Below are 25,693 nucleotides of genomic sequence, written 5' to 3'. Positions count from 1 at the left end.
GCCGACCTGTCCGATGTCGCTGCCGAGCATCCAGAAGGCGGGCCACATGCCCTGGCCGCGCGGGATCTTCATGCGCGCCTCGACGTGGCCGTAGGCCTGGGTGAACTTGCCGGAGGTGTTCAGCCGCGCCGAGGTGTACTGACAGGTGCCGTACCAGCACTGGTAGTTGGAGGGGTTCTCCTTGCGGGCGGTGATGACCAGATGTCCCTGCCCGTCCAGCGCGGCGTTCTTGTTGCCGGAGGTGTAGTACTGCCGCTCGTGGTTGTTGACGTTGTCGCCGGTCTCGATCTGCCACTTGCTGCCGTCCACGGCCGAACCGGCCGCGCCGTCGAACTCGTCGGAGAACGTCGTCGTGGCGGCGGAGACGGTGTCCGGCTGCCTGGGGGCGCCCGACGCCAGGCCGGACGTGGTGGCGACCAGAGCGAGTACGGAGAGAGCGGGGACCAGGAGACGCCTGGCCCGGTAGGGGGAGTTCATGAACGTTCCTTCCCGTGCGGGACGGGGACATGTGATGCGTCATGCATATGACAAGTGGGGGCATGGCCATCACGTGGGGGGATGATGGTGCTTTAGTTCACTACGTGATTTAAGAAGTGAACCAACGGAGTGTCAAGGCTCCGGTACGGACCACAGTTCTTGCACGTCCGGCTCATGGCGCACCCCGGTGCGCCCCCCGGCCGCCGGGCACGTCGGAGAGCGGGCGCCCGACGCGGAGGTTCCAGCGCCCCGCGCGCCCGCTCAGCTCCGTCAGTGAGAGCGGGGCGACATCGAGGCGCCAGAACGCCTGCGGCGGCAGGGCCAGCGCGTGGACCACGGCCGCGCGTACCAGGGACGGTTCGGCGACAGCCAACACCCGACCGGCGCCGTTCAGCGAGTCGAGCCAGGCCCCCGCCCTGGCGCAGAGGCCGATCAGCGACTCGCCGCCGTGCGGGGCGGCCGACGGGTCGGCCAGCCAGGCCGCGACCTGCTCCGGTTCCCGTGCGCTCACCTCGTCCAGCCGGGCAGCCGACCAGCGCCCCAACTCCCAGTCGCGCAAGGCGGGTTCGCCCGTCGAACGCAGACCCAGCTCCTCCGCCGTCCGGGCACACCGCTCGGACGGCGCGTGCACCGCCCGGTCCGCGTCCGGAACGTGCGCCGCGGCCAGTCGGGCCGCCCGCACCCCCGACGCGTCCAGCGCGGCGTCACCGGCGAACCGGGCCTCGCGCAGCGCCGCGTTCATCGCCGGGGAGATCCACATCACCCGTACCGTCACTACCACCCTCAACTCCCCGAACATCGGCCCCACGGCCAAGCACACCATGGCATCCGGGCCCCGCGGACCGCTGATACGCGGCATGGCGGTGCCCGGTCTCCAGGGGGTATGGTCGCGGCGACATGACGAGGGTGTGACGGAAGTCCGGTGAGAATCCGGCACGGTCGCGCCACTGTGTACCCGCGCACGCGGGAAGTCAGACCCAGCACCTTCGTCTCAGGCACCACGATCGGGACGCGTGTTCCCACAGGAGGTTCTGCCATGGCACAGAGTGCTGCCCCCGCAACCGGCGCATCCGCCATCACCCCCATCTCCCTGAAGGTCATTGCCCCTTGGGCGGTCTTCTTCGGCATCCTCATGCTGGTCCTGCTCTACTTCGTCGGCGCCGAACAGGGCGCCACGGCCGTCATCTCGGGCGAAAGCGTCCACGAGTGGGTCCACGACGGCCGTCACCTCCTCGGCTTCCCCTGCCACTGACCGACCGGCTGATCCAGGGGAATCCCTCATGAACTCCATATCTGTCAGAGCCCTGCTGGTCCGCGGCATGCTGGCCGGACTGGTCGCGGGCGCGCTCGCGCTGCTCGTCGCCTACTTCCTCGGCGAGTCACGGGTCGACGCGGCCATCGCGCTCGAAGAGGCCGCGCACAGCGCCCACGGCCACCACCACGGCGCCGCCGAGGAACTAGTCAGCCGCGGTGTGCAGTCCACCGCGGGCCTGGCCACCGGTGTCCTGGTCTTCGGCGTCGCGGCCGGCGGCATTACCGCGCTCGTCTTCTGCTACGCGCTGGGCCGGACGGGCCGGTTCGGCCCGCGCGCCACGGCCGCCCTGATCGCGGGCGCGGCGCTGGTGAGTGTGTACATCGTGCCGTTCCTGAAGTACCCGGCCAACCCGCCGGCCGTCGGCAACCCCGACACCATCGGCAGACGCACCGCGTTGTTCTTCCTGATGGTCGCCCTGAGTGTGCTGCTCGCGGTCGCCGCCGTCCTCGTCGGCAAGCGGCTGGCACCCCGTCTGGGCAACTGGAACGCCACGGTCGCGGCGGCGGCCGGTTACGTCCTGCTGATCGCCCTCGCCTATGTGTTCCTGCCCTCCTTCAACGAGGTCGGCAAGGACTTCCCGGCCACGCTGCTGTGGCAGTTCCGGCTGGCCACCCTCGCCGTGCAGGCCACGCTGTGGACCGCCTTCGGCCTGGTCTTCGGCCACCTCACAGAACGGCTGCTGGTGCCGAGGGCCGACACGCCGGCGGGCGGCCGGGCGAACCGGACGGCCGCCGCCGTGGGCTGACGCCCGCGTACGTGCCGCTGTACGACGGAGCCCGCCGGGTGATCCCGGCGGGCTCCGTCCGTTCCACGCTTCTACGCCGTCCACTCGGCCAGGTAGTACTTCAGCGAGGCGTCCTCGTCCACGAGGCGCATTCCGGCCGCCGTCATGACGCGCTGCGAGGGGATGTTGTCGGTGTCGGCATCCCCGCGCACCCGGACCACGCCCTGTTCCCGGGCGAACCGGAGCAGTGCCCGGAGCGCCTCGGAGGCGTAACCCTGTCCGCGCGCGGACTCCACGAGCCCGTAGCCGATCGTGACCCCGCCCCGCTCGTCCGGCGCGCTGTGGAAGCCGATGCCCCCGATGACCGCACCGTCGGAGCGGAGCCGTATCGCGTACGAACCGAAGGGGCTCGGATCGCCGCTCTCCGCGCAGGTGGCGAGGAAGCGCGCGGCGGCCCCCCGCTCGCCGGGGGAGGGGTAGCCCGGGGCCCAGCGGGCCCCGGGCGGCGGCGAACCGGCGGCGACGTGTTCGGCGTCGGCGGGAGCCAGCAGGCGCAGGATCAGGCGTGGCGTTTCAAGGTCGGTCATGGTCCCGTGGACTATCACGCGGCCGGGGTGCCGGGCACCTGGAATACGGCGGGTGCGCGTGTCCGGTCAGACACCCTCCAGGTCACCGGACAGCGCGGCGGCCAGCCTGAGCTGCGTGTCCGCCTCGGCCTGCCGGCCCTGGCGCTCCAGCGTCCGGCCGAGCATCAGGCGGGCGTAGTGCTCCACCGGGTCGCGCTCCAGAACGGCACGGAGTTCCGTCTCGGCCCGCCCGAGGCTCGCCGAGTGGTAGTAGGCGCGGGCCAGCAGCAGCCGGGGCGCGACCTGCTCCGGGACCTCCGCGACGAGGCCGTCCAGGATGCGGGCCGCGGTCGTGTACTCCTTCGCGTCGAAGAAGAACCCCGCGCGCTCCCAGCGCTCGGCCGCGGTGCCGAACTCGTAGTAGGTATCGCTCATGTCGTCTCCTCGGTCGGGCGGGTGTCCGATCCGCACAACACCCACAGGTGGTTTAACATTCCACTAAATGTCCGGCGTGGGTGCCACCCGCCCCCACCCGCAGCGGAATAGGTTGAGCGCCATGAGCAATCTCGATCGCCAGGCCGTCCCCAGCGTCTGCGGGGGCCGCGGTTTCGTCGTTGCGGAGCCGGTACGTGAACTGCTGGCCCCGCGCAAGGTGCGGCTCGGTGAGTCCACCGAGGTCCGCAGGCTGCTGCCCAACCTGGGCCGCCGGATGGTCGGCGCCTGGGCCTTCGTGGACCACTACGGCCCCGACGACATCGCCGACGAACCCGGGATGCAGGTGCCGCCGCACCCGCACATGGGCCTCCAGACCGTCAGCTGGCTGCACGAGGGCGAGGTCCTGCACCGCGACAGCCTCGGCAGCCTCCAGACGATCCGCCCGCGCGAACTGGGCCTGATGACCTCGGGGCGCGCGATCAGCCACTCCGAGGAGAGCCCCAAGCAGCACGCCGCGCTGCTCCACGGTGCCCAGCTGTGGGTGGCGCTCCCGGACGCGCACCGCTTCACCGAACCCCACTTCCAGCACCACAGCGACCTGCCCACGGTCACCGCTCCCGGCCTCACGGCCACAGTGATCCTGGGCGAACTCGACGGCGCCACCTCGCCCGGCACCGCGTACACCCCGATCGTGGGCGCCGACCTCTCCCTGGCCCGGGGCGCCCAGGCCCGGCTCCCCCTGGACCCCGACTTCGAGTACGCCGTGCTCTCGATGTCCGGCGAGGCCGAGGTGGACGGCGTCCCGGTCCTCCCGGGCTCCATGCTCTACCTCGGCTGCGGCCGCACGGAGCTCCCGCTGCGCGCGGAGTCGGACGCGGGCCTGATGCTCCTGGGCGGCGAGCCGTTCGAGGAAGAGCTGATCATGTGGTGGAACTTCGTGGGCAGGACCCAGGACGAGGTCGCCCGGGCCCGGGAAGAGTGGATGAACGGTGACCGGTTCGGCACGGTACACGGCTACGACGGGCCGCCGATCCCGGCTCCGGCGCTGCCGGACGTGGCGCTGAAGCCGCGTGGGCGGGTGCGCTGAGCTGCCTATCTTCCATTTGCAGGGGGTGTCGCTTTATTCACTGTTTTCTCGGACATGGGCTTTCAGCGCGCCGGCCCTGGGCCGCCCGGGACATCTGTGGGTTGCGAGAGGGGCATGAACAAGGCATTTCGCTACGTGCTCCCACACGCCAAAACCGGACTTTCTGCGATCATTGCAGGTTGCACACGGTTCCCCGGGCGGATTCGGATTCAGAGATAGGTTCATGGGCCAGTCATTCGTGATCGTTGAGCTTGCTGAAGACGTTTGAGGCGCTTATGATTTGCACTGGCGCACGGGGCCGGTACCGCTCTTCGCGCTATAAACAGCTCAGCGGCTGCGACGACTTGGGAGTCTGGCAGTCTGCTGTCCTCTGGGGAGGGGAACGCTTCATGCGTAAGGGACATTTTTTGCTGACGCCTTTGTTGTCGGCGATGCCTGCAGTCAGGCGCACGACATCCAGCACAGGCGCCCGTCGGGCGCAGTGCCACCAGCCAAGGTTGTTGAAGGCTGTCCGGTAGTCCCGGATTTCGCGCACCAGTGTCTCGTTCGACCCGCTTCATAGGGATCTCGTTGACACGACTGGTGGGGACACAACGGGACGGGCTGATCTGTCTGTAGCGGCCTATTGGCCTGCCTCCAGGGTTGCGGGACAGCCTTTTTGGGGGTGACTCGGGCGACCCAGCACCTGGAAACTTCCCGTTGAGAGTTGCATGTCGGCAACCTCGACCTTTCGGTTGATCACCAACGTGCGCGATGACCAGATTTGCGACGCTCTGAATTACGTGCGCCGAAATTCGGGTGCAAGCGGCCGGGGTGCCGCGGCTTGAGGTGAGTCACTCGGCACGGGGGCGAGAGTCGCACTCCGCGCGAGCGGCATGCGAGATTCACAAGACCTCGACCGCGTCCGGCTCCGTCGTGCCCTCATTTCTTCGCGGCCGACTGCTTGAGGTGCCGTCATCGGTCGTTCGGCACCTCGCGTCAGTTCACATCAGATGGGCGTCCTCGCTTCAGGCAACAGCTGGCCGGCCCCCTCCTGGGGGACTGCCGACTTGCGCGCGCCCGGGGCGACTCTTCACCTGCAGCACACACCTACTGTTTTCACAGGAGTTGACATGAACAAGATCGTAAGAGCCTTTGGTGTCGCGGTTTCCGCCATTGTGTTCACGATGGCGAGCGCTGCCACCAGCCACGCCGACGGCAGCCAGGACGGCACGGCATACGCCAGGCCCGTCGGCGGCGATTTCCCGGCAAAGGCGCACTTCAAGGCCTACGGCGAAATATTCACCGTCTATGACCTCAAGGCGGACGGGCGCTCCGGTATCGGCGTCCTCAGCTACGGGAGCGCAGCGAGCACCTACTACTACTGGAACCACAAGGGTGCCGGCACGACCTACGAGAAGAATCTGGAGATCGCGGAGCTCACCCCGCTGGTCATCTGGTCGTGCACCGGCAACTACCAGGGCACTCCGACAGGCGGACTCGACTGGACTTCCGGCTGCAACCCGAACACGGACTCCGGCACCTACGTATGGGCCTGAGCTAGAACTCCTCGGGAGCCGGCCCCGGTCGCGGCTCTCGACCGGATAGGGGGCCGGCCGCACCCTTGACGGCGGAGTCAACGGCTCTGGGATCTCCCAAGTCCGTTCGGAAGAAGCCGACTCCAAGTGCCCCGCCCTCTACGCAGACCAACGAGTCGGCACTGCGTGGGGCGGGGTCCAACTCATCCGCGAGCGGTGGCAGGCGGGCAGCGGCGAGTGTATGAGAACTCGTCACTGCCCGCCGGTCCGTGCGACGTTGAGCCCGTCAGATCACAGGCGAAACCGCCTTGCGCCCACCGAGGAATCGTCAGTGCGGCTGCTGTGAAGCAGTAACGGAAAGTGGGTCATGAAAATGAAATCCCTTGGCAGGGGTACAGCTTCGATCTTGGCGGTCATCGCCTTGAGTGCAGGCTGCTCGAACCATTCGTCCGACGTTGCGGCCCCGGTCGAGCGAAGTGCATCTGCATCCACGTCCCTGCCTCCCGGCAGTCTGCCCGTAAGGATGAAAGAAGCCGCAGCGAAGGAACTCGGATTCTCCGTCCGAGACGCGACAGACCTTGGCCGGACGGTGGATTTGCAACACGCGGAATTCTGGACTGCTTGCCTGACGAAAAAAGGACTCGGCCCGGACTCCATTGATTTCGGTGCCGTCCCGCGCGGGGAAAAGTGCCCCACTCATTGGAATGCTCATGTGTCAATCCCCGAGACGCCTGATCTCATAGGGAAGGACTTTAAAAAATCCTACGATGAACTGCTGAAGAAGGGATATAACAGCCAGTTCATTGATGTGTTCTACAGAGGCCCCGGCGGTGTCGGCCGGCATGACGTCTCTCGGGTGCACGGAAAAATCTGCCGCCAAATCCCGAAACCTGGCGAACTGTTCGACGCCTCGGCAAAAGTCAAATTGTACGTCGCGGCAGGAAAGTGCCCGTCGAACTCGTGAGGTCGGCATCGAGCTGACCCGGCAGGCCACCGGGTCTCCGCCGACACGGTCGCCGGCCTCCTCGGGGAGGAAGGCGTCAGCCTGCGGGCCTCTACCAAGACCATCGAAGGCGCTCAGCACCGCGACAGGGACGCCCGGCTCCGTCACCTCCCTGTCGGGCCCGGAGGCGGCGGGCTATTCACCCACGGGGGCCAGAGCGCGCGCGAGTTGCACTCTGGAGCGCAGGCCGAGTTTCCGGTAGACGCGGGTGAGAGTCGCCTCGACCGTCTTCACGCTGACGGTGAGGCTGGTGGCGATGTCGCGGTTGCTCGCTCCGGCGGCCGCGAGTTCGGCGCAGCGTCGTTCGGCCCCGGTGAGGCGGGGGCGGGCGCCGCTGTCCGTGGGGACGGCTCCCAGCCGGTCGAGGGCATGGGCGGCGGTCCGGGCCCAGGGGTGTGCTTCGTGGCGGGTGAAGAGGTCGACCGCGCTCTGTGCTGCCGCACGGGCGCTCGCGCGTCGCCGTCCGCGGCGTTCGGTGTGACTGAGTGCCAGCAGGGTCCTGCCGCGTTCGACGGGCAGATGACGGAGGCGGTCGGCCGCGTCGCCGAGGCGGCGGGCGGCGCCGTCGTAGTCGCCGCGGGCGGCGTCCAGAAGCGCCTGGGCGCGGTCGAGCGAAGGGAGGACCGCGCTCCTGCCCAGGGCGGTCGCGGTGCGGCGGGTGTCGTCCAGCAGGCCCTGCGCCCGGTCGTGGCGGCCCAGGGAGATGAGGGTCTCGGCGAGTTCGGGTTGCCAGCGGAGGACGGACGGGTCGCGCACCTGCTGGAGCTTCTCCAGCTCGCTCACCTCCTCCAGCGCCTCCAGGGCCTCCTTGGGGCGGCCGGTGGTCAGGAGAAGATGCCCGAGGACGAAGAGGTTGCGGGAGAGGAAGACCTTGTTGTCCTCCTGGCGGGCGGTGTCGGCGCCGCGGCGGGCGTGGGCGAGGGCGACATCGGCGCACCGGGCGGCGCCCTCGACGAGGGCGGACGTGTAGTGCGCGGGAGCGGACGACAGCGCGGTCCGGTCGGTCAGTGCCTGGGCGCGGCAGGCATGCTGGAGTGCCCTGGCGCACCGCCCGGCGCGGAGTTCCGCTTCGGCGAGGCTGCGCAGGATGTCCACGGTCGCCTCGGCGTCCCCCGACCGTTCGGCCTCGACGAGCAGGGGCAACAGTGCGGTGCGCGCCTCGTCCGGACGGTCGTCGAAGAGGACGTGCCGGGCGGCGAGATGCTGAGGTGTGCCGTTGAGGGGGACGGCGGCCGTGCGCGGCAGGGCCAGGGCGCGGCTGAGTGAGACCTCGGCGTCCGGGTGGCCGAGGATGCGTTGGAAGCGGGCCTCCATAGTGCGGGCCATGACGAGGGTGGAGGTGTCGTCCGCCGCCTCGGCGAGGACAGCGGCCCGGCCGGCGAGGGCACACGCGCGGTGGGGGTCGCCCTCGTTGACGTTGGCCCAGAGGGATTGCCGGATGAGGACCCGGGCGACGAGGCCGGAATGTCCGGCCGCCGCGTGGAGTGCGCCGGCGAACAGTTCGTCCGCGCTGTTCAGGTGCTGCCCGCTCGCGTCGATCAGCGCGATGAGGGCGTCGACGCGTTGGTCGGGCGTGGTGTCGTGTCCCAGGACGAGACCGGCGGCGGCCCGGGCGCGGGAGACGTCGCCGTAGTGGCCGGCGTCGCGTACGGCGGTCAGGGCGCGCTCGGTGTACAGGTCGCTGTCGTCCTGCGGGGTGCGCTGGGCGGCGAGGAGGGACAGTTCGGCGGCGAGCGCGTGTTCGCCGCGCAGCCGGGCGCGTGCGGCCGCGCGCGCCGCTGTGCGTGCGGCGTGCCGGGCCGACCGCAGGTCGGTCGGATCGGCCGCGAGCGCGGTGTGCCGGTCGCGCCGCACGCCGTCACGGGAGACCTCGGCCAGACGGGCGTGCAGGAGCCTGCGCGCGTGGCCGGGCAGCCGGGCCACGAGCTCGGTGCCGATGGCGGAGGCGGTGAACCTGAGCGTCCCGCCGGGCTGTCCGAGGCCGATGAGCCCGGCCGCCTCGGCCTCCGCGAGGAGGGCCTCGGCCGCCGGGCCGGCGATGTCGCCGAGCAGGTCGAGGTCCGGCCGGTCGTCGAGAGCGGCGAACGTCAGGAGCTCCTGGACTTCTCCCGGCACAGTGCCCAGCCATTCGCCGACCAACTGGCGGGCCGCGGCAGGGAGGGGATGGCCGGTCTCGCTGCCCGGGGCGAACGGTGTCGCGGAGGTGTGGCCGCGGACCTGGGCGAGTGCCAGGGCCAGCGCCGGGTTCCCGCCGCTGTGGGTGTGGATGAGCGTGATCTCGCGAGGGGCAAGCCGGTACGGGGCCAGCACCGTCGCCACCTGAGAGGCCGTCAAGGGCGGGACGCGCACCGCGTACACGTCCTCCCCGCACCAGTGTTCCGCGCCTGCCGGGCGCCAGGTGCGCTCGGCAGCGATGACCGGCAGGTCCGGTGCGAGGCGCAGCGCCCAGCCCAGGACGGCCACGCTTGCCGCGTCCAGCCACTGGGCGTTGTCCACCACCAGCGTCATCGGGGGAACGCCCCGTAGCAGGGTGGCGGTGCGCCGCCGGAGCCGCAGGGCCGTACCGGCATCGTCCGGCGAGTCCGGCCGGTCGGCGGCCACGTCGAGTTCGGCCGCCAGCTCCCTGGCGACAGGATGCACGTGGAGTGCCAGGGCGAGTTCGAGCAGCCCGGCGTACGGAACGCGGGCGTCCTGCGGTCGCGGGGCAAGCCGCTGGACGGGCAGGCCCAGGCGCCGTCCCAGGATCCCGGCCGCGTAGGTCTTGCCGCTTCCGGGCGGCCCGGACAGGACCGTCCGGCGGATGTGGTGCACGTCCTCGCGCATGACCGGCAGCGCGGGACCGGCCTCGTGGAACGTGTTCATCCACATCGGAGAGTCTGGCATCGGGCCATGGTGCGCCCGCCGGGCCCGCTCGTCCAGATCAAGGGGTTGCCCCGATGTCGGCCGCCACCCGCATCCCTAGCCTCATGGCCACAGCCGGGCCAACCGCTGCCGAACACCCCCCGCACCCCAGATGACGTTCTGCGGCATTTCCCCGACAAGGCCCGGTGGAAGGATGTCCGATGAACCCCAAGAACGCCCTGGCGGCCGCTGTCGCGGCCACCCTCGCCCTGGGCTCCCTGGCAGTGGTGTCCACCCAGTCCAGTGCGGCCACCCACGCCGCCCCGGCCGCCGGCGAGTCCGCCGCACGACCCGGCGCCGGCTTCCGGGCGATGACCGCCGACGCACGCGACGAGGCGATACGCCTGGCCGACCGGAACGCCGCCGCCACCGCCCGCGAGCTCGGCCTCGGTCCCCACGAGCGCCTGGTGGCCAAGGACGTCCTCTCCGACGCCGACGGCACCCGGCACGTGCGCTACGACCGCACCTACAGAGGCATGGCCGTGATCGGCGGTGACCTCGTCGTCCACCTGGCCGAGAACGGCACGATCGCTGGATCGAACCTGGCGCACCAGGGCGCGATCCGCCTCCCCGGCACCACGCCGAAGCTGTCGGCGGCCGAGGCCTCGGCCAAGGCCGTGAAGCACGCCAGGCACGTGAAGAAGGCGAAGGCAGGCAGCAAGGACAGCACGCTGGTCGTGTACGCGGTCGGCAAGGTGCCTGTCCTCGCCTACCGTTCGACCGTCACCGGCACGGGCGAGACCGGCCCTGCCTCACAGCAGGCTGTGATCGTCGACGCGAACAGCGGCGCGGCACTGGACCAGTACGAGCTGCACCAGAGCGTCACGGGCACCGGCAACGGCGTCACCGTCGGCCAGGTCTCCATCGAGACCACCCAGTCCGGCAGCGGCTACACCCTCACCGACTCGGCGCACGGCGGCACGATCGTCTACGACTCCTACAACAGTCCGCAGTCGTATCCGAAGCAGAACGCCCGGACCTTCTCCAAGAGCAGCAACGCCTGGGGCAACGGCACCAACTCCAGCCGGGAGAGCGCCGCGGTGGACGCCTCCTACGGCCTGGCCAAGACCTGGGACTATTACAAGAACGCCTTCAACCGCAGCGGCATACGCAACGACGGCCGCGGCGCCCCCGCCTACGTGCACGTCGACAGCGGCCTGCTGAACGCCTTCTACGACGACAGCTGCTTCTGCATGTCCTTCGGCGACGGCTCATCGCAGAACGGCAACACACCCGTGACCGCGCTCGACGTGGCCGGCCACGAGATGAGCCACGGCGTCACCGCCGCCACCGCCAACCTCAACTACTCCGGCGAGTCCGGCGGCCTCAACGAGGCCACCAGCGACATCTTCGGAACCATGGTCGAGTTCTACGCCGACAACACCGCCGATCCCGGCGACTACTACATCGGCGAGAGACTCAACATGTCCGGCGGCTACATGCGCCGGATGGACAACCCTGCCGCCGACGGGAACTCGCTCTCCTGCTGGACATCGGGCGCGGGCTCGGTGGACGTCCACTACTCCTCAGGCATTGCCAACCACTTCTTCTACCTGGCCGCCGAAGGCACCGGTGCGAAGACCATCGGCGGACGCTCGCACAACGGAACCACCTGCAACAACGACACCTTCAGCGGCATCGGCAAGGACAAGGCGGCCGCCGTCTGGTACCGCGCCCTGTCCGCCTACATGACCTCCACCACCAACTACGCCGGCGCCCGCACCGCCACCCTGCAGGCCGCCGCGGACCTGTACGGGGCCGACTCCCAGGAGCGGTACCTCGTCTCCAAGGCGTGGGCGGCCGTGAGCGTCGGCACCGCGCTGCCCGACCCCGGCACCGGCACCCCCGACCCGTCGCCGACCCCCACGCCTCCCGGCGGGAACGCACTGACCAACGGCAGCTTCGAGCAGGGCACCAGCGGCTGGAAGCAGAGCGACGACATCATCACCAACTCGCCCCTGCAGCCCGCGCGTGGAGGGTCCTCGTACGCCTGGATGATGGGCTACGGGGCCGCCGCCATCGAGTCGCTCTCGCAGTCGGACATCGCCGTGCCCGCCGAAGGCGCCCCGAAGCTCACCTTCTGGCTGAGGGTCACCACCCAGGAATCCGGCTACACCGCCTACGACACCCTCAAGGTCAAGATCAACGGCACCACCCTGGCCACCTACTCCAACGCCAACGCCGGTTCCGGATACGTCCAGAGGACCGTCGACCTGTCCGCCTACAAGGGCCAGGCAGTGAAGCTGGAGTTCGCCGGCACCGAGGACGCCTACCTGTCGACCATCTTCCTGGTCGACGACATCGCCGTCGGCTGACGTACTCCGCTCACCTCAGCTCCTGCGGCCGGAGCCCTGCTCGGGTGCTCCGGCCGCAGGTGCCACCGCCACGCCGGCGGAGCCGGTCGTCAAGATCGAGGGCACGCGTGCCGGCGCCATTCGGGTGGTTCACCGTTGCAGGGCCCGGTGAGCGGCGCCGTGCCAGGGGCGCGGGAATCACCGGCGATACCCCTGGACCAGCCTCCGGCAGCGGCCGGGCGCTCTCTCATATCTCCATAGAGTGTGGCGAGGAGGGAATACGGGGCGGATGCCTCGTCCGGTCCGGGCGCTCCCTCCTTCATCTCCAGGCCGCCAGAACGACTTCGGCGTCGGCCGTCCACCGGATTGGGAGTTCGTACGTGACGCTTCACTGCTCCGACACGCGTCAGATCGCCGCGCAGCGCCGGGCGGACGACCGGGGCAGAACCGGCAGACACACCCCGACAGGGCAGTCCGCACTGCGCGACGCGCTCGCCGCAGCGTCCGAGGACACCCTGGTGTACGACCTGGACGGCATCGGACGCCAGTACGCCGCCCTGCGCGCCGAACTCCCGGGCGTAGAAGTGCGGTTCGCGATGAAGGCGTGCCCGGTGGACGAGGTCCTCGGCCACCTCGCCCGGCTCGGCTCCGGCTTCGACGCCGCCGGGCCGCAGGAGATCGCCCAGGCGCTGCGCACGGGGGTGGCGCCGGGGCTCATCCACTACGGCAACACCGTCAAGTCCGACCGCAACATCGCCGAGGCGTACCGGCTCGGCGTGCGCGACTTCGCCACCGACAGCCGCGAGGACGTCGCCGCGATCGCCCGGCACGCCCCCCGGTCAAGGGTGTTCTGCCGGGTCTCCACCACCGGGAACGGTGCGCTGTGGGGGCTCAGCCACAAGTTCGGCTGCTCGCCGGACGACGCCCCGCGCGTACTCGGAGCAGCCCGGGCCGCCGGCCTTGTGCCGTCCGGGCTCTCGGTGCACGTCGGCTCCCAGCAGATGACGGCGGAGGCATGGGGAGAGGCGATCGAGATACTGGCTGCCCTGCTGGACGCGCTCAACCGCCGGGGCATCGTCCCGGACCGGGTCAACCTTGGCGGAGGTCTCCCGGCGCTGGGCGTCCTGGACCGGTGCGGACGCCCGCTGGAACCGCCGATTGACAAGATGTTCCGGGTGATTCGCGACGGCATGGCACGGCTGAGCGCCGTCAACGCGGGACCCCTGCGATTCTTGCTGGAACCCGGCCGCCACCTGGTAGCCGACCACGGTGCCATCCGGGCCCACGTCGCCCGGCTGACCTCCCGTCTGCGGCTCGACGGCACCCGCGAGGACTGGCTCTACCTCAGCTGCGGAAAGTTCAACGGACTCTACGAGATGGACCAGTTGCGGTACCGGCTGGAGTTCCCGTCCCATCCCGGCGGACGGTTCGTCGAGGCCCTGGTGGCCGGGCCGACCTGCGACAGCGACGACGCGTACGCGCGGGAGGGCGGCCCGGTGCGCGTTCCGCACGCGGTCGCCTCGGGCGACCCGGTCTGGGTCCACTCCTGCGGCGCGTACGCCACCGCCTACACCACCCGGGGCTTCAACGGCTTCGCGCCCCTGCCGTACACCTGTGTCGGTGGCTCATGACGGACTCCGTGACGATTCGCCCTCTCCGGGAGGAGGACTGGGAAGACGTGGTCGCCTCTGAGCGGCGCGCCTACTCGGCGAGCGGCCTCTCGGAGGGGGAGGACGCGCTGCGGTCCCGGCACCGCGCATCGCCGACGACCTGCTTCGTGCTGGAGTACGAAGGTATGGTCGGCGGCTACCTGCTCGCCCTGCCCTACCCCCTCGGCCGCTGCCCGGACCTGAGCCTGCTCGAACAAGGAGGGTTCACGGGCAGCAACCTGCACGTACACGACGTGGTGATCGCCGAGCGGCTGCGCGGCCGGGGTCTGGCCCCCCGGCTGCTCCGCCACCTGGAGGAAGCGGGGCGGGCGGCCGGATACCGGACCCTCTCCCTGGTCGCCGTCCACGGGACACGGGGGGTGTGGTCCGCGCTCGGCTACCGCGCCCGGCCCGGAATCCGGCTGCCCGCGAGCTACGGCCCGGACGCGGTCTACATGGCGCAGGAGCTGGACGCCCCACGCTGACGCCCCGTCAGTACTGCCAGCGGGTCGCCTCGATGACCTCCGCGTCCGGGCGGCCCGCGAACAGCTCCGCCTCCGCCCGCCGCACCGCCAGCACCGCCTCGTACAGCTCGCGGCCGAGCGCCCGTCGGAGCGGCGCGGACTTCTCGAACGCGTCGGCCGCCTCGGACAGGCTGACCGGGAGACGTTCGGCGGGGGCCAGGACAGCCGGGTCGCCCCTGGTCTCGGGAGGGAGGGGCAGAGCGGCGTCGAGGCCGGCGAGCCCGGCGGCCAGCACGCCGCCCACCGCCAGATACGGGTTGGCGGCGGCGTCGAAGCACTTGAACTCGGCGTTCGCCTGTCCGGCGGCGGAGCCGGTGATCAGACGCAGCGCCGCCTCACGGTTCTCCAGACCCCAGCACCGGTACGCCCCCGCGAAGTGGGCCGGGACCAGGCGCAGATAGGAGGCGACGCCCGGTGCGCCCAGGGCGAGCAGCGCGGGCAGTTCCGTCAGCGCGCCCGCCAGGAAGTGCTCCGCCTCGGGGTGCAGCCCGTGGGGCCCCGGGCCGCCGTGGCCGAGGTTGCGGCCCTCCCGCCAGAGGCTGATGTGGAGGTGGCCGCCGTTGCCGAGCGCGCCCTCGGTGAAGACGGGGGCGTACGAGGCACGCAGGCCGTGCCGGGCGGAGACGGCCCGGATGGTGTGGCGGACCAGCATCGTCGTGTCGGCCGCCTCGACCGGACCCTCGGCGGCCACCGAGACCTCGAACTGCCCGGCGGCGTACTCGGGATGGAGCTGCGAGACCGTGAGCCCCTGTGCGGTGAGGGCGCGCAGCACGTCGCGGAGGTAGTCGGAGCGCTCGACGAAGCGGCTCATGCCGTAGCCGGGACCGGTCGCCGCCGGGTTGCCGGAGGCGTCGGCCACCGACCACTCGACCTCGATCCCGGCGCGCACCGTCAGGCCGCGCCGCTCGACGGCCTCCGCGGCCCGGCGTGCGAAGCCGCGCTGGCAGCCGGGGTGCGGGGAGCCGTCCTGGGTGCGGCGGTCGGCAGGGGCCCAGGCCCAGCCGGGCTGGGCCGCGAGGCGGGTGAGCCGGTCGAGATCGGGGACGAGGCGCAGGTCGCCCACCGCGCCCGTGCTGGAGGGTGCGGAGGTGAACGAGTCGTCCACTAGGGCGAAATCGAAGCAGGGCGGAGCGCCGACGCCGAACTCGGCGGCATGGGCGAGCTGGCCGAGGGGGACCGATTTCACCCGGGTGAGCCCGGCGTTGTCGACCCAGCCGAACACCACCCCGTCGATTCCTTCAGTGGCGAGCTGGGCTTCGGCCGCCCGGGCCTGGGCGGCCCGTTCGGCCCCGGAGCGCGTGATGATCATGTGTCCATGCTGGCGCTCGTGGCGGAGCATGTGCCACGGGTCCGGCGGGAGTTCACCCGTCCGTGAACGGCTGCCGTGGCAAGGTGACTTGGGCCCAAGCGGGCAGTCCCTGGTCAGGCGTGACGGAGGCAGAGGCTGCCCCACTGGAAGCCGGCGCCGATGCCGGACAGTACATAGACGTCACCGGGGAGCAGGGCACCCGCGGCCACCGTGGTGTGCAGCGCGGTGAACACCCCCGCCGAACCGGTGTTGCCCAGCCGGTCGATGGTGACGGCGGCGCGCTCGCGGGGGACGTCGAGGACCTTCAGGGTCTCGTCGAGGATGTTCAGGTTCGCCTGATGCAGGAAGAAGTGACGGACCTGGTCGACCCGCACACCGGCCTGGCGCGCGGCACTGCGGATGCTCTCCGGAAGCCGTGTCGTCGCGGTGTTCCACACGGCACGCCCGTCCATCCGCAGGTAGTGCTCCCCGGCGCCCACCGTGGCGCCGCTCGCGGGCAGCCGGGAGCCACCGGCGGGGATCTGGACGTCGTACGACAGCCGGGAGCCCAGATCGTACGAGAGCAGACCGGCTCCCGGCGTCTCGCGGCGGGTGAGGACGACGGCCGCCGCCGCGTCGCCGAAGAAGACGCGCGTCGTGCGGTCGGCGGGGTCGGTGATCCTGGACGCGCAGTCGGCCGCGAGGACCAGAATCGTGCCGATGGAGGGGTTCTGGAGGAGGTGCGCGGCGATCAGGACGGCCTGGATGCCCGAGGCGCAGGCGGCCTGGGTGACGTCCAGCGACAGGGCACGGTGGGCACCGAGGGCGTCCTTGACGATCAGCGCGGTCGATACGAGCGGCTGGTCGCCCGTATAGCTGGCGACGATGACCGCGTCCAGCTCCGCCGCGTCCACCCCGGCCGCCTCCAGTGCCGGACGCGCGGCCGCCACACACATGTCGGACGTGGCCAAGTGAGGTGCCAGGCAACGGCGTTCGCGGATTCCGGTGCGGCTCGTGATCCATGCGTCGCTCGTGTCCAGGGTGCGCGTCAGCTCCTGGTTGGTGACGACATCGGGCGGCAGGTGCATCCCGGTCCCGGCGACGGCGAACGGCACGGACAGCCCGGCACCGGTCTGGTGGGACAGGGGATGGTCGGGCGCGAGAACTCCCATATTCCGTACCTTTCGAAGGCGGTTGGAGAAGGGCCCCGTCGCATTCCGAAGCCGCCGTATCGTCTCACGGAAAAACAGCGGGAATAGTGCGAGGTAATCCGTGAGCGTGAGGAATTACGCGGCAGCTTGACTTCGGAATGGCGGAAATGCATTCACCGGTGGTCACGGCGTCTACTGCCCCTCCGGGGCAGTACGCAGGGACGGCACGGAGTCGAGCAGCGTCCGGGTGTACGGGTGGGCCGGTGCACGCAGGAGCGCCTCGGTGGTCGCGGTCTCCACGATCCGGCCGTGCCGCATGACCGCCACCGCGTCGGAGACATGGCAGACCGCCGGCAGATTGTGGCCGATGAACAACATGGACAGGCCGAGCTCCCGCTGAAGCCGGCGGACCGTGTTCAGGACGGAAGCCTGCACCGAGACGTCCAGCGCCGAGGTGATCTCGTCGGCGATCAGCAGACCCGGCCGGACGGCCAGCGCGCGGGCCAGGGCGACCCGCTGACGCTGCCCCCCGGACAGCTGCCGGGGCAGCCGGCCGGCGAGCCGGGCGTCCAGGCCGACCAGTTCCAGCAGCTCGGCGACGCGCTCCGCACGGGCGGCCCGGTCGAGCCGCCGGAACACCGTGGCCGCCTCGGCCAGTGCCTGACCGGCGGTCATACGTGGATCGAGCGCGGTGTCCGGGTCCTGCAGGACCACCTGCACCCGGCGGCCCAGCCTGCGCCGGTCCCGGACGGTGCGGGTGCGGACCTCCTCGCCGTCCACCAGGATCCGGCCGGCCCGCACCGGCACCAGACCCACGATGGCCCCCGCCAGCGTGGACTTCCCGGAGCCCGACTCCCCGACGAGACCCAGCGTCGTGCCCGGCGCGATCTCCAGCGAGACCCCGTCCACGGCGGCGAAGGAGCCGCGGGGGCCGGTGCGCCGGACGGTGAGGCCGTCCACCCGGAGGGCCGTCATGACGCGGTCACCGCCGTCGGGGCCGCGGTCACCGGCAACGGGTACCAGCAGGCGACACGGTGGCCGGAGCCCAGGTCGTCCAGCGGCGGAGCCTGCTCGGCGCAGCGGTCCCGGCGGCGCGGGCACCGGGCCTCGAACGCGCAGCCGGGGGAGGGTGCGAGCGGATCCGGCGGAGCGCCCTCGACCGTCGGCAGCGGGCGGTCGCGGTCGGCGGTGAGGTCCGGGACGGACGAGACGAGCGCCCGGGTGTAGGGGTGCCGGGTGCCCGCGGCGAGCCGGCCGACGGGAAGGGCCTCGACCAGCGTCCCCGCGTACATGACCAGCACCCGCTCACAGAACTCGGCGACCAGCGCTACATCGTGGCTGATGAACAGGATCGCGGCGGAGGTGTCCCGCCGGATGTCCACGAGCAGCCGCGTGATCTGCCGCTGCACGGTCACGTCGAGCGCGGTCGTCGGCTCGTCCGCGATGATCAGCCCCGGCCGCACCATCAGCGCGGCGGCGATCATCACCCGCTGGCGCTGCCCGCCGGAGAGCTCGTACGGGCGCGAGCGCAGCAGCGCCGGGGACAGGCCGACGCGGCGCAGCGCCTCGGTCGCCTGCGCCTCGGCCTCGGCGCGGCTCGCCCCGCGATGGGCCCTGACCGCCTCGGTGAGCTGCGTGCCGATCCGCAGGGACGGGTTGAGCGCCGATGCGGGGTTCTGGAAGATCACCGACAGTCCCGTCGCGAGATGCCGGTCCCGCTCCTTGCGCGTCAGCGCCCCGAGATCGGTCCCGAGCAGCCGCAGCGTACGCCGGGACACCCGGGCGCCGTACGGGAGCAGGTCCGCGACGGCGAGCGCCGTCAGCGACTTGCCCGACCCCGACTCGCCGACGAGCCCGACGATCTCGCCCCGCCCCAGCGACAGGCTCACCCCGCGCACCGGGCGGACCGGGCCGGCCCGGGTCGGCAGCTCGACGGTGAGGCCGTCGACCTGGAGGACCTGCCCCGCCTCGGCCGGGCCGCTCGACGCGGACCGCTGCGCCGGGATGCGGACTGCCCGGCCGCGCCGGGCGGCGCCCCCGGCCAGGACCTCGCCCAGCAGCTGGAACGTCAGCGCCGCGTACAGCAGGGCCAGGCCCGGGGCGAGCGCGGGCAGCGGCTCGGCGTAGATCCGGTCGAGCCCCTGGCTGAGCAGCTGCCCCCAGTCGTAGCCCGGGGGCTGAACGCCCAGACCGAGGAAGCTCAGACCCGAGAGCGCGACCAGGGCGGTGCCCGCCGCCGTGGTGACGCTGAGCAGCAGCGGCTCGGCGATGTTCGGCAGGACATGGCGCCACAGCAGCCGGAGGCGGCCCAGACCGAGGACCCGGGCGGCGGCCAGGTGGTCGGTGCCCGCCACGCCCGCCGCGAGGGTCTGGGCCAGCCGCGCGAAGCCGGGCACACTCGCCGCGGCGAGGGCCAGCACCGCCCCGCTCGTGCCCGCGCCGAACACCACCGCGAGGAACATCGCGACCAGCAGCGCCGGGAACGCGAGCAGCAGGCTGATCAGTCCGGCGGCCAGCCGGCGGGCGCGCCGGCCGACGACGGCCGTGCAGGCCCCGAGGCACACGCCCGCCGTCGCACCGAGCAGGACCGACGCCAGCGCGAGCAGCAGCGAGGGCCGGGCGGCCGTCAGGATGCGGGCCAGCAGGTCCCGCCCGAGCCCGTCCGTGCCGGCCGGGTGCGCCGCCGAAGGCCCCTGGAGCACCGCCGAGGGGTCCGGGTCGTCGGCCGCCGCGCCCCAGAACAGCGGGCCGGCGACGGCGAGGACGACGAGTGACGCCAGCATGAGCCCGGTGACCCAGGCCATGGGGGAGCGCCGGAGACCGGCGGGAAGGCTCATGATCACATCTCCCGGATCGCCGAGCGGGGGTCGAGCAGCGCGAGCAGCACATCGACCAGGAGTCCGGCGAGCAGCACGGTCGTGCCGAGCACCAGCACCATGGCCTGGACCACCGGATAGTCCTGCGCGACCACGGACTGGGCCATCGCGGACCCGATGCCGGGCCAGGCGAACACCTTCTCGACCAGGACCGTGCCCGCGATCAGGGCGGGCAGCAGGCTTCCCGCGACGGTGAGCGCGGCGGACGCCATGTTCGGTGCCGCGTGCCGCAGATAGCGGCGTGCGGCGGACAGCCGCTTGCTCCGGGCGGTACGCAGGTAGTCCTCGTTCAGCACCTTCAGCGCCTCCACCCTGACGATGCGCAGGAGCACGGCCGTGGGGGTGAGGGCGAGCGCGATGACGGGGAGTACGAGCGAGGCGACCCCCGCCGCACCGGCCACCGGGAACAGCTGGAGGCCGACGGCGAACAGGGCGGTGAGCCCGGCGGCGAGCACGAAGTCGGGCACCCCGGTCAGCCCGGCGGTGACCGTGGTGAACGCCAGCTCGGTGCGCGGGCGGCGGCCGTCGCGGGTGCGGACGGCGGCGAGCAGGCCGCCGGGCAGGGCGACGGCGAGCGCGGTGAGGAAGGCGAGACCGGCGATCGCCAGGGTCGCCGGCAGCCGCGTGCGGACCAGTTCCGCGACCGGCGCCCCGGTGACCAGCGAGGTGCCGAGGTCGCCGTGCAGGAGGCCGCCGATGTAGTGCTGGTACTGGGCCAGGAACGGCATGTCGAGCCCGAGCGCGTGCCGCCGGGCGGCGACCAGGTCGGGGGCGGCGTCCACCCCGAGTGCGGCCCGTACCGGGTCGCCGGGGATGAGGCGGATCATCGCGAAGGAGGCGGTGAGGACGATGCCGAGCGAGACGAGGAGCCGGAGGCCGCGGCGGCCCAGGAACACCGTCCAGGGGTGCCGCAGCAGTGCGGGAACGGTCATGGTGGGTCCCGGGATCACTGGTGGAGGCGGATGCTCGTGGGGACGAGCTGACCGCCGAACGTGGTGGTGAACGTGGTGCGGTGTCCGTACACGCCGCTGCGGCCCTCGGCGATGGGCAGCGCGTCGGCCGAGCGGAGGAGCGCGGCGGCGGCTCTGTTCCAGGTGGCGCAGCCCGTCGTGTCCGGCTCCCGGAGGGCCCGGGAGACCAGGGCGTCGTACTCCGGGTTGGCCACCCTCGCGAAGTTGAGACCGCCTGCGGGGGCGGGGCCGGAGAAGAAGGGGATGAAGCCCGCGGGCAGGGCGAAGCCCGGGGTGCTGCCGACCACCACATCGAAGTCGGAGGTCGTGTACATCGCGTTGACCAGGGCGGGCAGGCTCTCGGAGACCAGCTCGACCTTCACGCCGAGCGCCGTCCACTGCCGGGCCATCAGCTCGGCGACCGATGCCAGGGTCGGGCCGAGATCGGGACTGGTGACCAGGCGGAGCCGGAGCGCCCGGCCGTCCTTGGTGAGGGGACCGCCGGGCGAGCGGGTCCAGCCCGCGTCCCGCAGGGCGTCGGTGGCGTCATGTCCGGGCAGATGGGCGTCGGCGAGGTCTCCGTGGCAGACGGACCCCTCGGCGCCGAAGTCCCGGGCGGGGCTGCCGGTTCCGCCCACGGCGACGTTGGCGAGGCCCCGGCGGTCGAGGGCGCCGACCAGGGCCCGGCGCACCGCACGGTCGGCGAGGATCCGGCCGGGGCGCTGGTTGAAGAAGGTCATCCCGACGACGGTCGCGACCTCGGTGGTGGCGAGGCCGTGGCCGGTGAGCCTGGCACGGTCGGGTCCGCTCACCCGTGCGATGTCGATGCCCCCGGTCAGCAGGAGGTTCGCCGCCGTGGACGTCTGGGGGACGACCGAGAGCTCGATGCGCCCGGGCAGGCCGCGCTCGGCGGTCGTCGCACCGGCGGGCCCCCAGGTGTAGCCGTCGCGGACGGTGAACTCGTACGGCCCGCCGGGGGAGTAGCGGGTCAGCACATAGGGGCCCGTGCCCTGCGTGGTGCGGTCGAGCGAACCGGGCCGGTCCAGGCCGGCCGGGCAGACGACCGGCAGCAGCCCGACGGTACGGATCAGAAAGGGGAACGGGGCGGCGGCGGACACCGAGACCGTGCGCGCCCGGTCGTCCGCGTGCGCCGTGAACGGGACGTTCGGCAGGACCGTACGGGCCCCGGCGAGCTGGTGGTCCGGGTCCGCCGCGTAGGTCAGCGACCGGGCGACCGCCGAAGCGGTGAGGGGGGTGCCGTCGGAGCAGGTGACGCCCGCGCGGAGCGTGAACACCGCGTCGGTCGCGGTGGCCCGCCAGTCGGTGGCCAGGCCGGTGACGAGGCCGCCGTCGGGGTCGGGGTTCACGAGGGAGTCGTAGGCGTAACGGGCCTGGGAGGCGCCGAAGGCGGAGTACGGGTCGAAGCTCGGCGTCTCGCTGGCCTCGGCGATCCGGACGGTGCCGCGGTCCACCAGGGGGGTGGTCGTCGAGGAGCGGGCGACGCCGCCACAGCCGCTCAGCGCGAGGGCCGAGGCGGTGAGCGCGGCCGTCAGGGCGGCCGGCGGGGTGCGTCGGAGCATGGCGCCATGGTGCCACCGGGGAGCGCGCTCGATGATCCAACTTCCCTACGCGGAAAGCCTGTTCGAGCGCCAGTAAGTGCCCGCCCGCCGGGCCGGGCGCGGCCGGGGACGACCGGGGGCGGCCGATCCTGATTCACCCGTACGGGGCGGAGCGGCGGCGTCGGGGCAGGGGCCAGGCCGAACGTTTCGGAAAAACTCGTCGGATAATCATTCTGGAACGTTCCGGGGGTGCGCTCAATTCCAGACACGAGAAATGGCCATGGACACTCACATGAGTGAACCCAGGGGAATCCATTTGGCCCAGGCGGTCGTCATTCGACTACCGTGATCAAGGGATCGGACGGCGTGTTCCCGCGTCCGGGAAATCGATTTCCCGGCTCGGTACCGGATTTCCCGGGCCCGTACCGGATTTCGAGACGGAATGCCTATTTCCGCCCGGCCGTGCGCCGCTCCCATTCTCGTCGTGCCCGGGTTTCCCTGTCATTCGTATGCGTGGAGAGGATGGAGCGTCATGCCGCCTGTAGTACCGCCGTTTCTCGTCGGGCTCATCGTCGCGCCGCTGGCCAAGCGTCTGCTGAAGCCGCTGGTCGGTGGAGTCGTCAAAGCTTCCGTCGGAATCGCGATGGAGGTGAAGAAGGCGGCGCACGAGGCCGGGGAGAACATCCACGACCTCGCGGCCGAGGTCGCCGCCGACGTGGTGGCCGCCCAGATCGCCGCCGGCGAGACCGAGGGCCACTCCGTGCCCGGCCAGCACGCGACCGGAGCCGGTGCCAAGGGGGACCGGAGGGCCCCGAAGATCCGCGCGACCGCCGAGAGCGTCGCCGGAAAGACGCACTGACGGCCTGTGCGACCCGCGGCCGCCACCGGGCGCGCCCGCCGACCGACTGCGGCGGAACGAGCCAGGGTGGCGGCCGTTCGCGGGCCGCCCCGCCCACGCACCCCCTCCGGCCCCCGCTCCGCATCTCATTCCCCGCTCCGTCGCCGTGATCCGCCGACTCCGTGACGGCCTTCCGCGACCTCCGTAAATCAGGTGAACGTACACATGCCATCGCTACTGGGAGCCGCATCCGGATTCCGCTCCGTGGAACCGGCCGCGAGCCCTCGCTCGGTCACACCGGGCCGCCAGCGCTGGGACGTCGGGCTCGTCGTCGGACGCCCCCGGACGGCCGAGATCCTCGCCGCCGCGCTGCGCCACATCCCCGGGATCACCGAGGCCCAGGCCAGCCCGGTCACCGGCAGGGTGCTCGTCCGCCACGACGGGCGGCTGCGCGCCACGGACGTCGGCCGGATCGTCAGCCGCACCGTCGCCCGGCTCGCGCGGGAAGCGGGCGCCACGGGGCGTGCGGCGACGGACCGGTCCGCTCGGGCCACCGGGGCGGACCGCGGCCCGGTCGTGCGCCCGGTGCTCGCCGTCGGCGGCGGAGTCGCGGCCGGCACCGCGCTGGTCAAGGGGTCGCCCCTGACGCGGCAGTTGGTGGCCGTCGGCGGGGTGGCCGCGGCGACCGCGGTCGTCCTGCGGAAGGCGTGGCGCGGAACGGCCGAGGCGGCCGGGCCCGACGCCGAGGGCCACCCACTGCTGGAGATCGTCGGACCGCACCGCCCCCGCCTCTACCGCGCCGCCGCCCTGTCCGTGGCGTGCCAGGCAGCGGAGATGACGCTCGGAACCTTCCTCGGATGGACCGGCCTGGTCCTCATCAAGGGCGAGGCGGCACCGCTGGCCCGGATCGGCCTGACCACCGCGTCCGCCCAACTCCTGGGCCTCGCCGGCCTGGTTGCCGCGGCCTGTGCCGCCGTCGCCGGACTCTCGTACGCCTCCAACCTCCAATGGCGCCGGCTCGGCCAGGACATCGAGCACGACTGGCGGGGCCGCACCTACCGGCACGCCCAGCACCTCGAACTGGGCCACCTGGAAGGCGAGCGGACCAGCCGGGTCGCCGGCACCCTCACCAACGACGTCGGCCAGCTCGGCGCCTTCTTCGCGGGCCCGGCCAACGACGTCCTGCAACTCGGCACCAGCCTGGCCCTTCTCGTACCGGCTTTCCTCCTGCTGGCACCCCAGATCGCCTGGATCGCCCTCCTCCCGATCCCGGTCATCGCCTGGCTGTCGCTGCGCCACCAGGAGAAGGCCGCCACGGACTACGCCACCACCGGTGAACACCGCGCCCGGCTCGGCAGCCAGGTGATCAACTCGCTGGAAGCCGGTGCGACCGTCAAGAGCTTCTGCACCGAGGCGTACGAGGCCGAGCGCGTCGACCGGCTCAGCGACGCGGTCCAGGAGAGCAGCCACCGCACCGACCGCAGCACCCTGCGCCACGGCGAGACCGTTCGGGCCTGCACCACCGCGTCCATGGCCGCCACCCTGCTCGTGGGCGGCCGCGCGGTCCTCGACGGCACCCTGCGCTTCGAGGTGTTCAGCCCCCTGATCGGGCTCCCGCAGATGCTGCTCATGCGCATGAGCCGGCTCGGCGGCATCGCCGACCAGTACCAGCGCACCCTCGCCTCCTACGACCGGGTCCAGCGCCTGCGCGAGCTGCCCGTCGAGGCCGACGACGGGGAAGGCGCGGTCGAACTCCCCTCCGTGCGCGGCCAGATCGTCCTCGACGAGGTCACCTTCGCCTACCCCGGCCGCCCGGCGACCCTGGACAGCCTGTCACTGACCATCCCCGCCGGACGGGTCACCGCCCTGGTCGGTGCCACGGGCTCCGGCAAGACGACGATCGCCAAGCTGCTCATGCGCTTCCAGGACGCCGACTCCGGCCGCGTCCTGCTCGACGGCCAGGACGTGCGGGAGCTGCGGCGCCACGACCTGCGCCACGCCATCGGCTTCGTCGCCCAGGACCCGTTCCTGTTCGACGGCAGCATCGCCGACAACATCCGCTACGGCAGCTTCGGCGCCTCGGACGAGGCCGTCGTCCGCGCCGCCGCGATGGCCGAGGCGCACACCTTCATCACGACCCTGCCGAACGGCTACGACACCCTCATCGGCGAACGCGGCGCCGCGCTCTCCGGCGGCCAGCGGCAGCGCGTCGCCCTGGCCCGCGCGATCCTCAAGGACTCGCCCGTCGTCATCCTGGACGAGGCCACCTCCGCCGTGGACAACGAGACGGAGGCCGCCATCCAGCGCACGCTGCACAGCTTCGCGGCCGACCGGACCATGATCGTCATCGCCCACCGCCTCTCCACGGTCCGGCACGCCGACCGCATCCTCGTCCTGGACAAGGGCGGCATCGTCGCCGAGCAGGGCACCCACGACGAACTCCTCGCCCAGCACGGGCTCTACGCATCTCTCTGGCAGCTCCAGGCCGGCGAACTCGCCGCCTGACCGCAGGAATCCCACCCACCGCCCGGCCGCGTGA

The 25,693-nt window shown here is 71.8% G+C and carries 22 protein-coding genes and 1 pseudogene; 11 read left to right on the top strand and 12 right to left on the bottom strand.

Annotated features, from left to right (window positions below):
* Both ACZ6C6_RS33800 and ACZ6C6_RS33795 read right to left on the bottom strand, forming a co-directional pair.
* Nucleotides 1–477: glycoside hydrolase family 16 protein (locus ACZ6C6_RS33800; RefSeq protein ID WP_469208521.1), on the bottom strand; the 477-nt coding region annotated here is incomplete at its 3' end.
* Between the two features lie 172 nt (nt 478–649).
* Nucleotides 650–1,252, bottom strand: coding sequence for a histidine phosphatase family protein (locus ACZ6C6_RS33795; RefSeq protein ID WP_469208534.1), 603 nt, complete (start codon nt 1,250–1,252; stop codon nt 650–652).
* A 261-nt stretch (nt 1,253–1,513) separates the two neighbouring features.
* Here ACZ6C6_RS33795 and ACZ6C6_RS33790 point away from each other — a divergent pair, with 261 nt between their 5' ends.
* Nucleotides 1,514–1,729: a CbtB domain-containing protein gene (locus ACZ6C6_RS33790; RefSeq protein ID WP_469208519.1), complete on the top strand. Its 216-nt coding sequence runs from the start codon at nt 1,514–1,516 to the stop codon at nt 1,727–1,729.
* A 28-nt stretch (nt 1,730–1,757) separates the two neighbouring features.
* Nucleotides 1,758–2,537 (top strand): CbtA family protein, encoded by a 780-nt coding sequence (locus tag ACZ6C6_RS33785; protein WP_469208517.1) that lies wholly within the window; start codon nt 1,758–1,760, stop codon nt 2,535–2,537.
* Between the two features lie 71 nt (nt 2,538–2,608).
* On the opposite strand, the gene ACZ6C6_RS33780 is transcribed toward ACZ6C6_RS33785, so the two are convergent.
* Together ACZ6C6_RS33780 and ACZ6C6_RS33775 are read right to left on the bottom strand one after the other, a co-directional pair.
* Complete coding sequence (locus ACZ6C6_RS33780; RefSeq protein ID WP_469208515.1) at nt 2,609–3,103, bottom strand: GNAT family N-acetyltransferase; 495 nt, start codon at nt 3,101–3,103, stop codon at nt 2,609–2,611.
* A gap of 66 nt (nt 3,104–3,169) precedes the next feature.
* On the bottom strand, nt 3,170–3,517 hold the full coding sequence (locus ACZ6C6_RS33775; RefSeq protein ID WP_469208513.1) for a tetratricopeptide repeat protein: 348 nt from the start codon (nt 3,515–3,517) through the stop codon (nt 3,170–3,172).
* Nucleotides 3,518–3,638: 121 nt separating this feature from the next.
* Between ACZ6C6_RS33775 and ACZ6C6_RS33770 the strand changes: the two genes are divergently transcribed.
* Nucleotides 3,639–4,604, top strand: coding sequence for a pirin family protein (locus ACZ6C6_RS33770; RefSeq protein ID WP_469208511.1), 966 nt, complete (start codon nt 3,639–3,641; stop codon nt 4,602–4,604).
* A gap of 1,112 nt (nt 4,605–5,716) precedes the next feature.
* Complete coding sequence (locus tag ACZ6C6_RS33765) at nt 5,717–6,142, top strand: hypothetical protein (RefSeq protein WP_469208509.1); 426 nt, start codon at nt 5,717–5,719, stop codon at nt 6,140–6,142.
* Between the two features lie 270 nt (nt 6,143–6,412).
* Here the strand turns inward: ACZ6C6_RS33765 and ACZ6C6_RS33760 are convergent, their stop codons facing one another.
* A complete protein-coding gene (locus tag ACZ6C6_RS33760) occupies nt 6,413–6,613 on the bottom strand; it encodes a hypothetical protein (protein ID WP_469208507.1) in 201 nt (66 codons plus the stop codon).
* A gap of 31 nt (nt 6,614–6,644) precedes the next feature.
* Here ACZ6C6_RS33760 and ACZ6C6_RS33755 point away from each other — a divergent pair, with 31 nt between their 5' ends.
* On the top strand, nt 6,645–7,085 hold the full coding sequence (locus tag ACZ6C6_RS33755) for a PASTA domain-containing protein (protein ID WP_469208505.1): 441 nt from the start codon (nt 6,645–6,647) through the stop codon (nt 7,083–7,085).
* Nucleotides 7,086–7,106: 21 nt separating this feature from the next.
* Nucleotides 7,107–7,235: pseudogene (locus ACZ6C6_RS33750) on the top strand (ISAzo13-like element transposase-related protein); the annotation flags it as partial.
* Nucleotides 7,236–7,259: 24 nt separating this feature from the next.
* Here ACZ6C6_RS33750 and ACZ6C6_RS33745 read toward each other — a convergent pair.
* Nucleotides 7,260–10,007: a helix-turn-helix transcriptional regulator gene (locus tag ACZ6C6_RS33745; RefSeq protein WP_469208504.1), complete on the bottom strand. Its 2,748-nt coding sequence runs from the start codon at nt 10,005–10,007 to the stop codon at nt 7,260–7,262.
* 179 nt (nt 10,008–10,186) lie between these two features.
* Between ACZ6C6_RS33745 and ACZ6C6_RS33740 the strand changes: the two genes are divergently transcribed.
* From ACZ6C6_RS33740 to ACZ6C6_RS33730, 3 genes are all read left to right on the top strand, one after another.
* Nucleotides 10,187–12,340: a M4 family metallopeptidase gene (locus tag ACZ6C6_RS33740; protein ID WP_469208502.1), complete on the top strand. Its 2,154-nt coding sequence runs from the start codon at nt 10,187–10,189 to the stop codon at nt 12,338–12,340.
* Nucleotides 12,341–12,798: 458 nt separating this feature from the next.
* On the top strand, nt 12,799–13,950 hold the full coding sequence (locus tag ACZ6C6_RS33735; protein ID WP_469208532.1) for a type III PLP-dependent enzyme: 1,152 nt from the start codon (nt 12,799–12,801) through the stop codon (nt 13,948–13,950).
* A gap of 8 nt (nt 13,951–13,958) precedes the next feature.
* Nucleotides 13,959–14,453, top strand: a complete 495-nt coding sequence (locus tag ACZ6C6_RS33730) for a GNAT family N-acetyltransferase (protein WP_469208501.1) — start codon at nt 13,959–13,961, stop codon at nt 14,451–14,453.
* 7 nt (nt 14,454–14,460) lie between these two features.
* On the opposite strand, the gene ACZ6C6_RS33725 is transcribed toward ACZ6C6_RS33730, so the two are convergent.
* The 6 genes from ACZ6C6_RS33725 to ACZ6C6_RS33700 form a co-directional block, all read right to left on the bottom strand.
* On the bottom strand, nt 14,461–15,801 hold the full coding sequence (locus ACZ6C6_RS33725) for a type I glutamate--ammonia ligase (RefSeq protein WP_469208499.1): 1,341 nt from the start codon (nt 15,799–15,801) through the stop codon (nt 14,461–14,463).
* Nucleotides 15,802–15,914: 113 nt separating this feature from the next.
* The gene (locus ACZ6C6_RS33720) at nt 15,915–16,952 is read right to left on the bottom strand and encodes a 3-oxoacyl-ACP synthase III family protein (RefSeq protein WP_469208497.1); all 1,038 of its coding nucleotides are present in this window, start codon (nt 16,950–16,952) and stop codon (nt 15,915–15,917) included.
* Between the two features lie 171 nt (nt 16,953–17,123).
* On the bottom strand, nt 17,124–17,906 hold the full coding sequence (locus tag ACZ6C6_RS33715; RefSeq protein WP_469208495.1) for an ABC transporter ATP-binding protein: 783 nt from the start codon (nt 17,904–17,906) through the stop codon (nt 17,124–17,126).
* Nucleotides 17,903–19,768, bottom strand: a complete 1,866-nt coding sequence (locus ACZ6C6_RS33710; protein WP_469208493.1) for a dipeptide/oligopeptide/nickel ABC transporter permease/ATP-binding protein — start codon at nt 19,766–19,768, stop codon at nt 17,903–17,905. Before ACZ6C6_RS33710 ends, ACZ6C6_RS33715 begins: the two co-directional genes overlap by 4 nt.
* Nucleotides 19,769–19,770: 2 nt before the next feature.
* Entirely contained in the window at nt 19,771–20,739 is a 969-nt protein-coding gene (locus tag ACZ6C6_RS33705) for an ABC transporter permease (protein WP_469208491.1), read from the bottom strand.
* A gap of 14 nt (nt 20,740–20,753) precedes the next feature.
* The gene (locus tag ACZ6C6_RS33700; RefSeq protein ID WP_469208489.1) at nt 20,754–22,337 is read right to left on the bottom strand and encodes an ABC transporter substrate-binding protein; all 1,584 of its coding nucleotides are present in this window, start codon (nt 22,335–22,337) and stop codon (nt 20,754–20,756) included.
* Between the two features lie 511 nt (nt 22,338–22,848).
* Between ACZ6C6_RS33700 and ACZ6C6_RS33695 the strand changes: the two genes are divergently transcribed.
* On the top strand, nt 22,849–23,175 hold the full coding sequence (locus ACZ6C6_RS33695) for a DUF5132 domain-containing protein (protein ID WP_469208487.1): 327 nt from the start codon (nt 22,849–22,851) through the stop codon (nt 23,173–23,175).
* Between the two features lie 204 nt (nt 23,176–23,379).
* Complete coding sequence (locus ACZ6C6_RS33690) at nt 23,380–25,659, top strand: ATP-binding cassette domain-containing protein (RefSeq protein WP_469208485.1); 2,280 nt, start codon at nt 23,380–23,382, stop codon at nt 25,657–25,659.
* Nucleotides 25,660–25,693: the final 34 nt, after the last annotated feature.

Source organism: Streptomyces sp. NPDC041814 (assembly GCF_055590565.1).
Note: the sequence above shows the minus strand (reverse complement) of the source record. Positions and strands in the feature narration are given on the sequence as shown.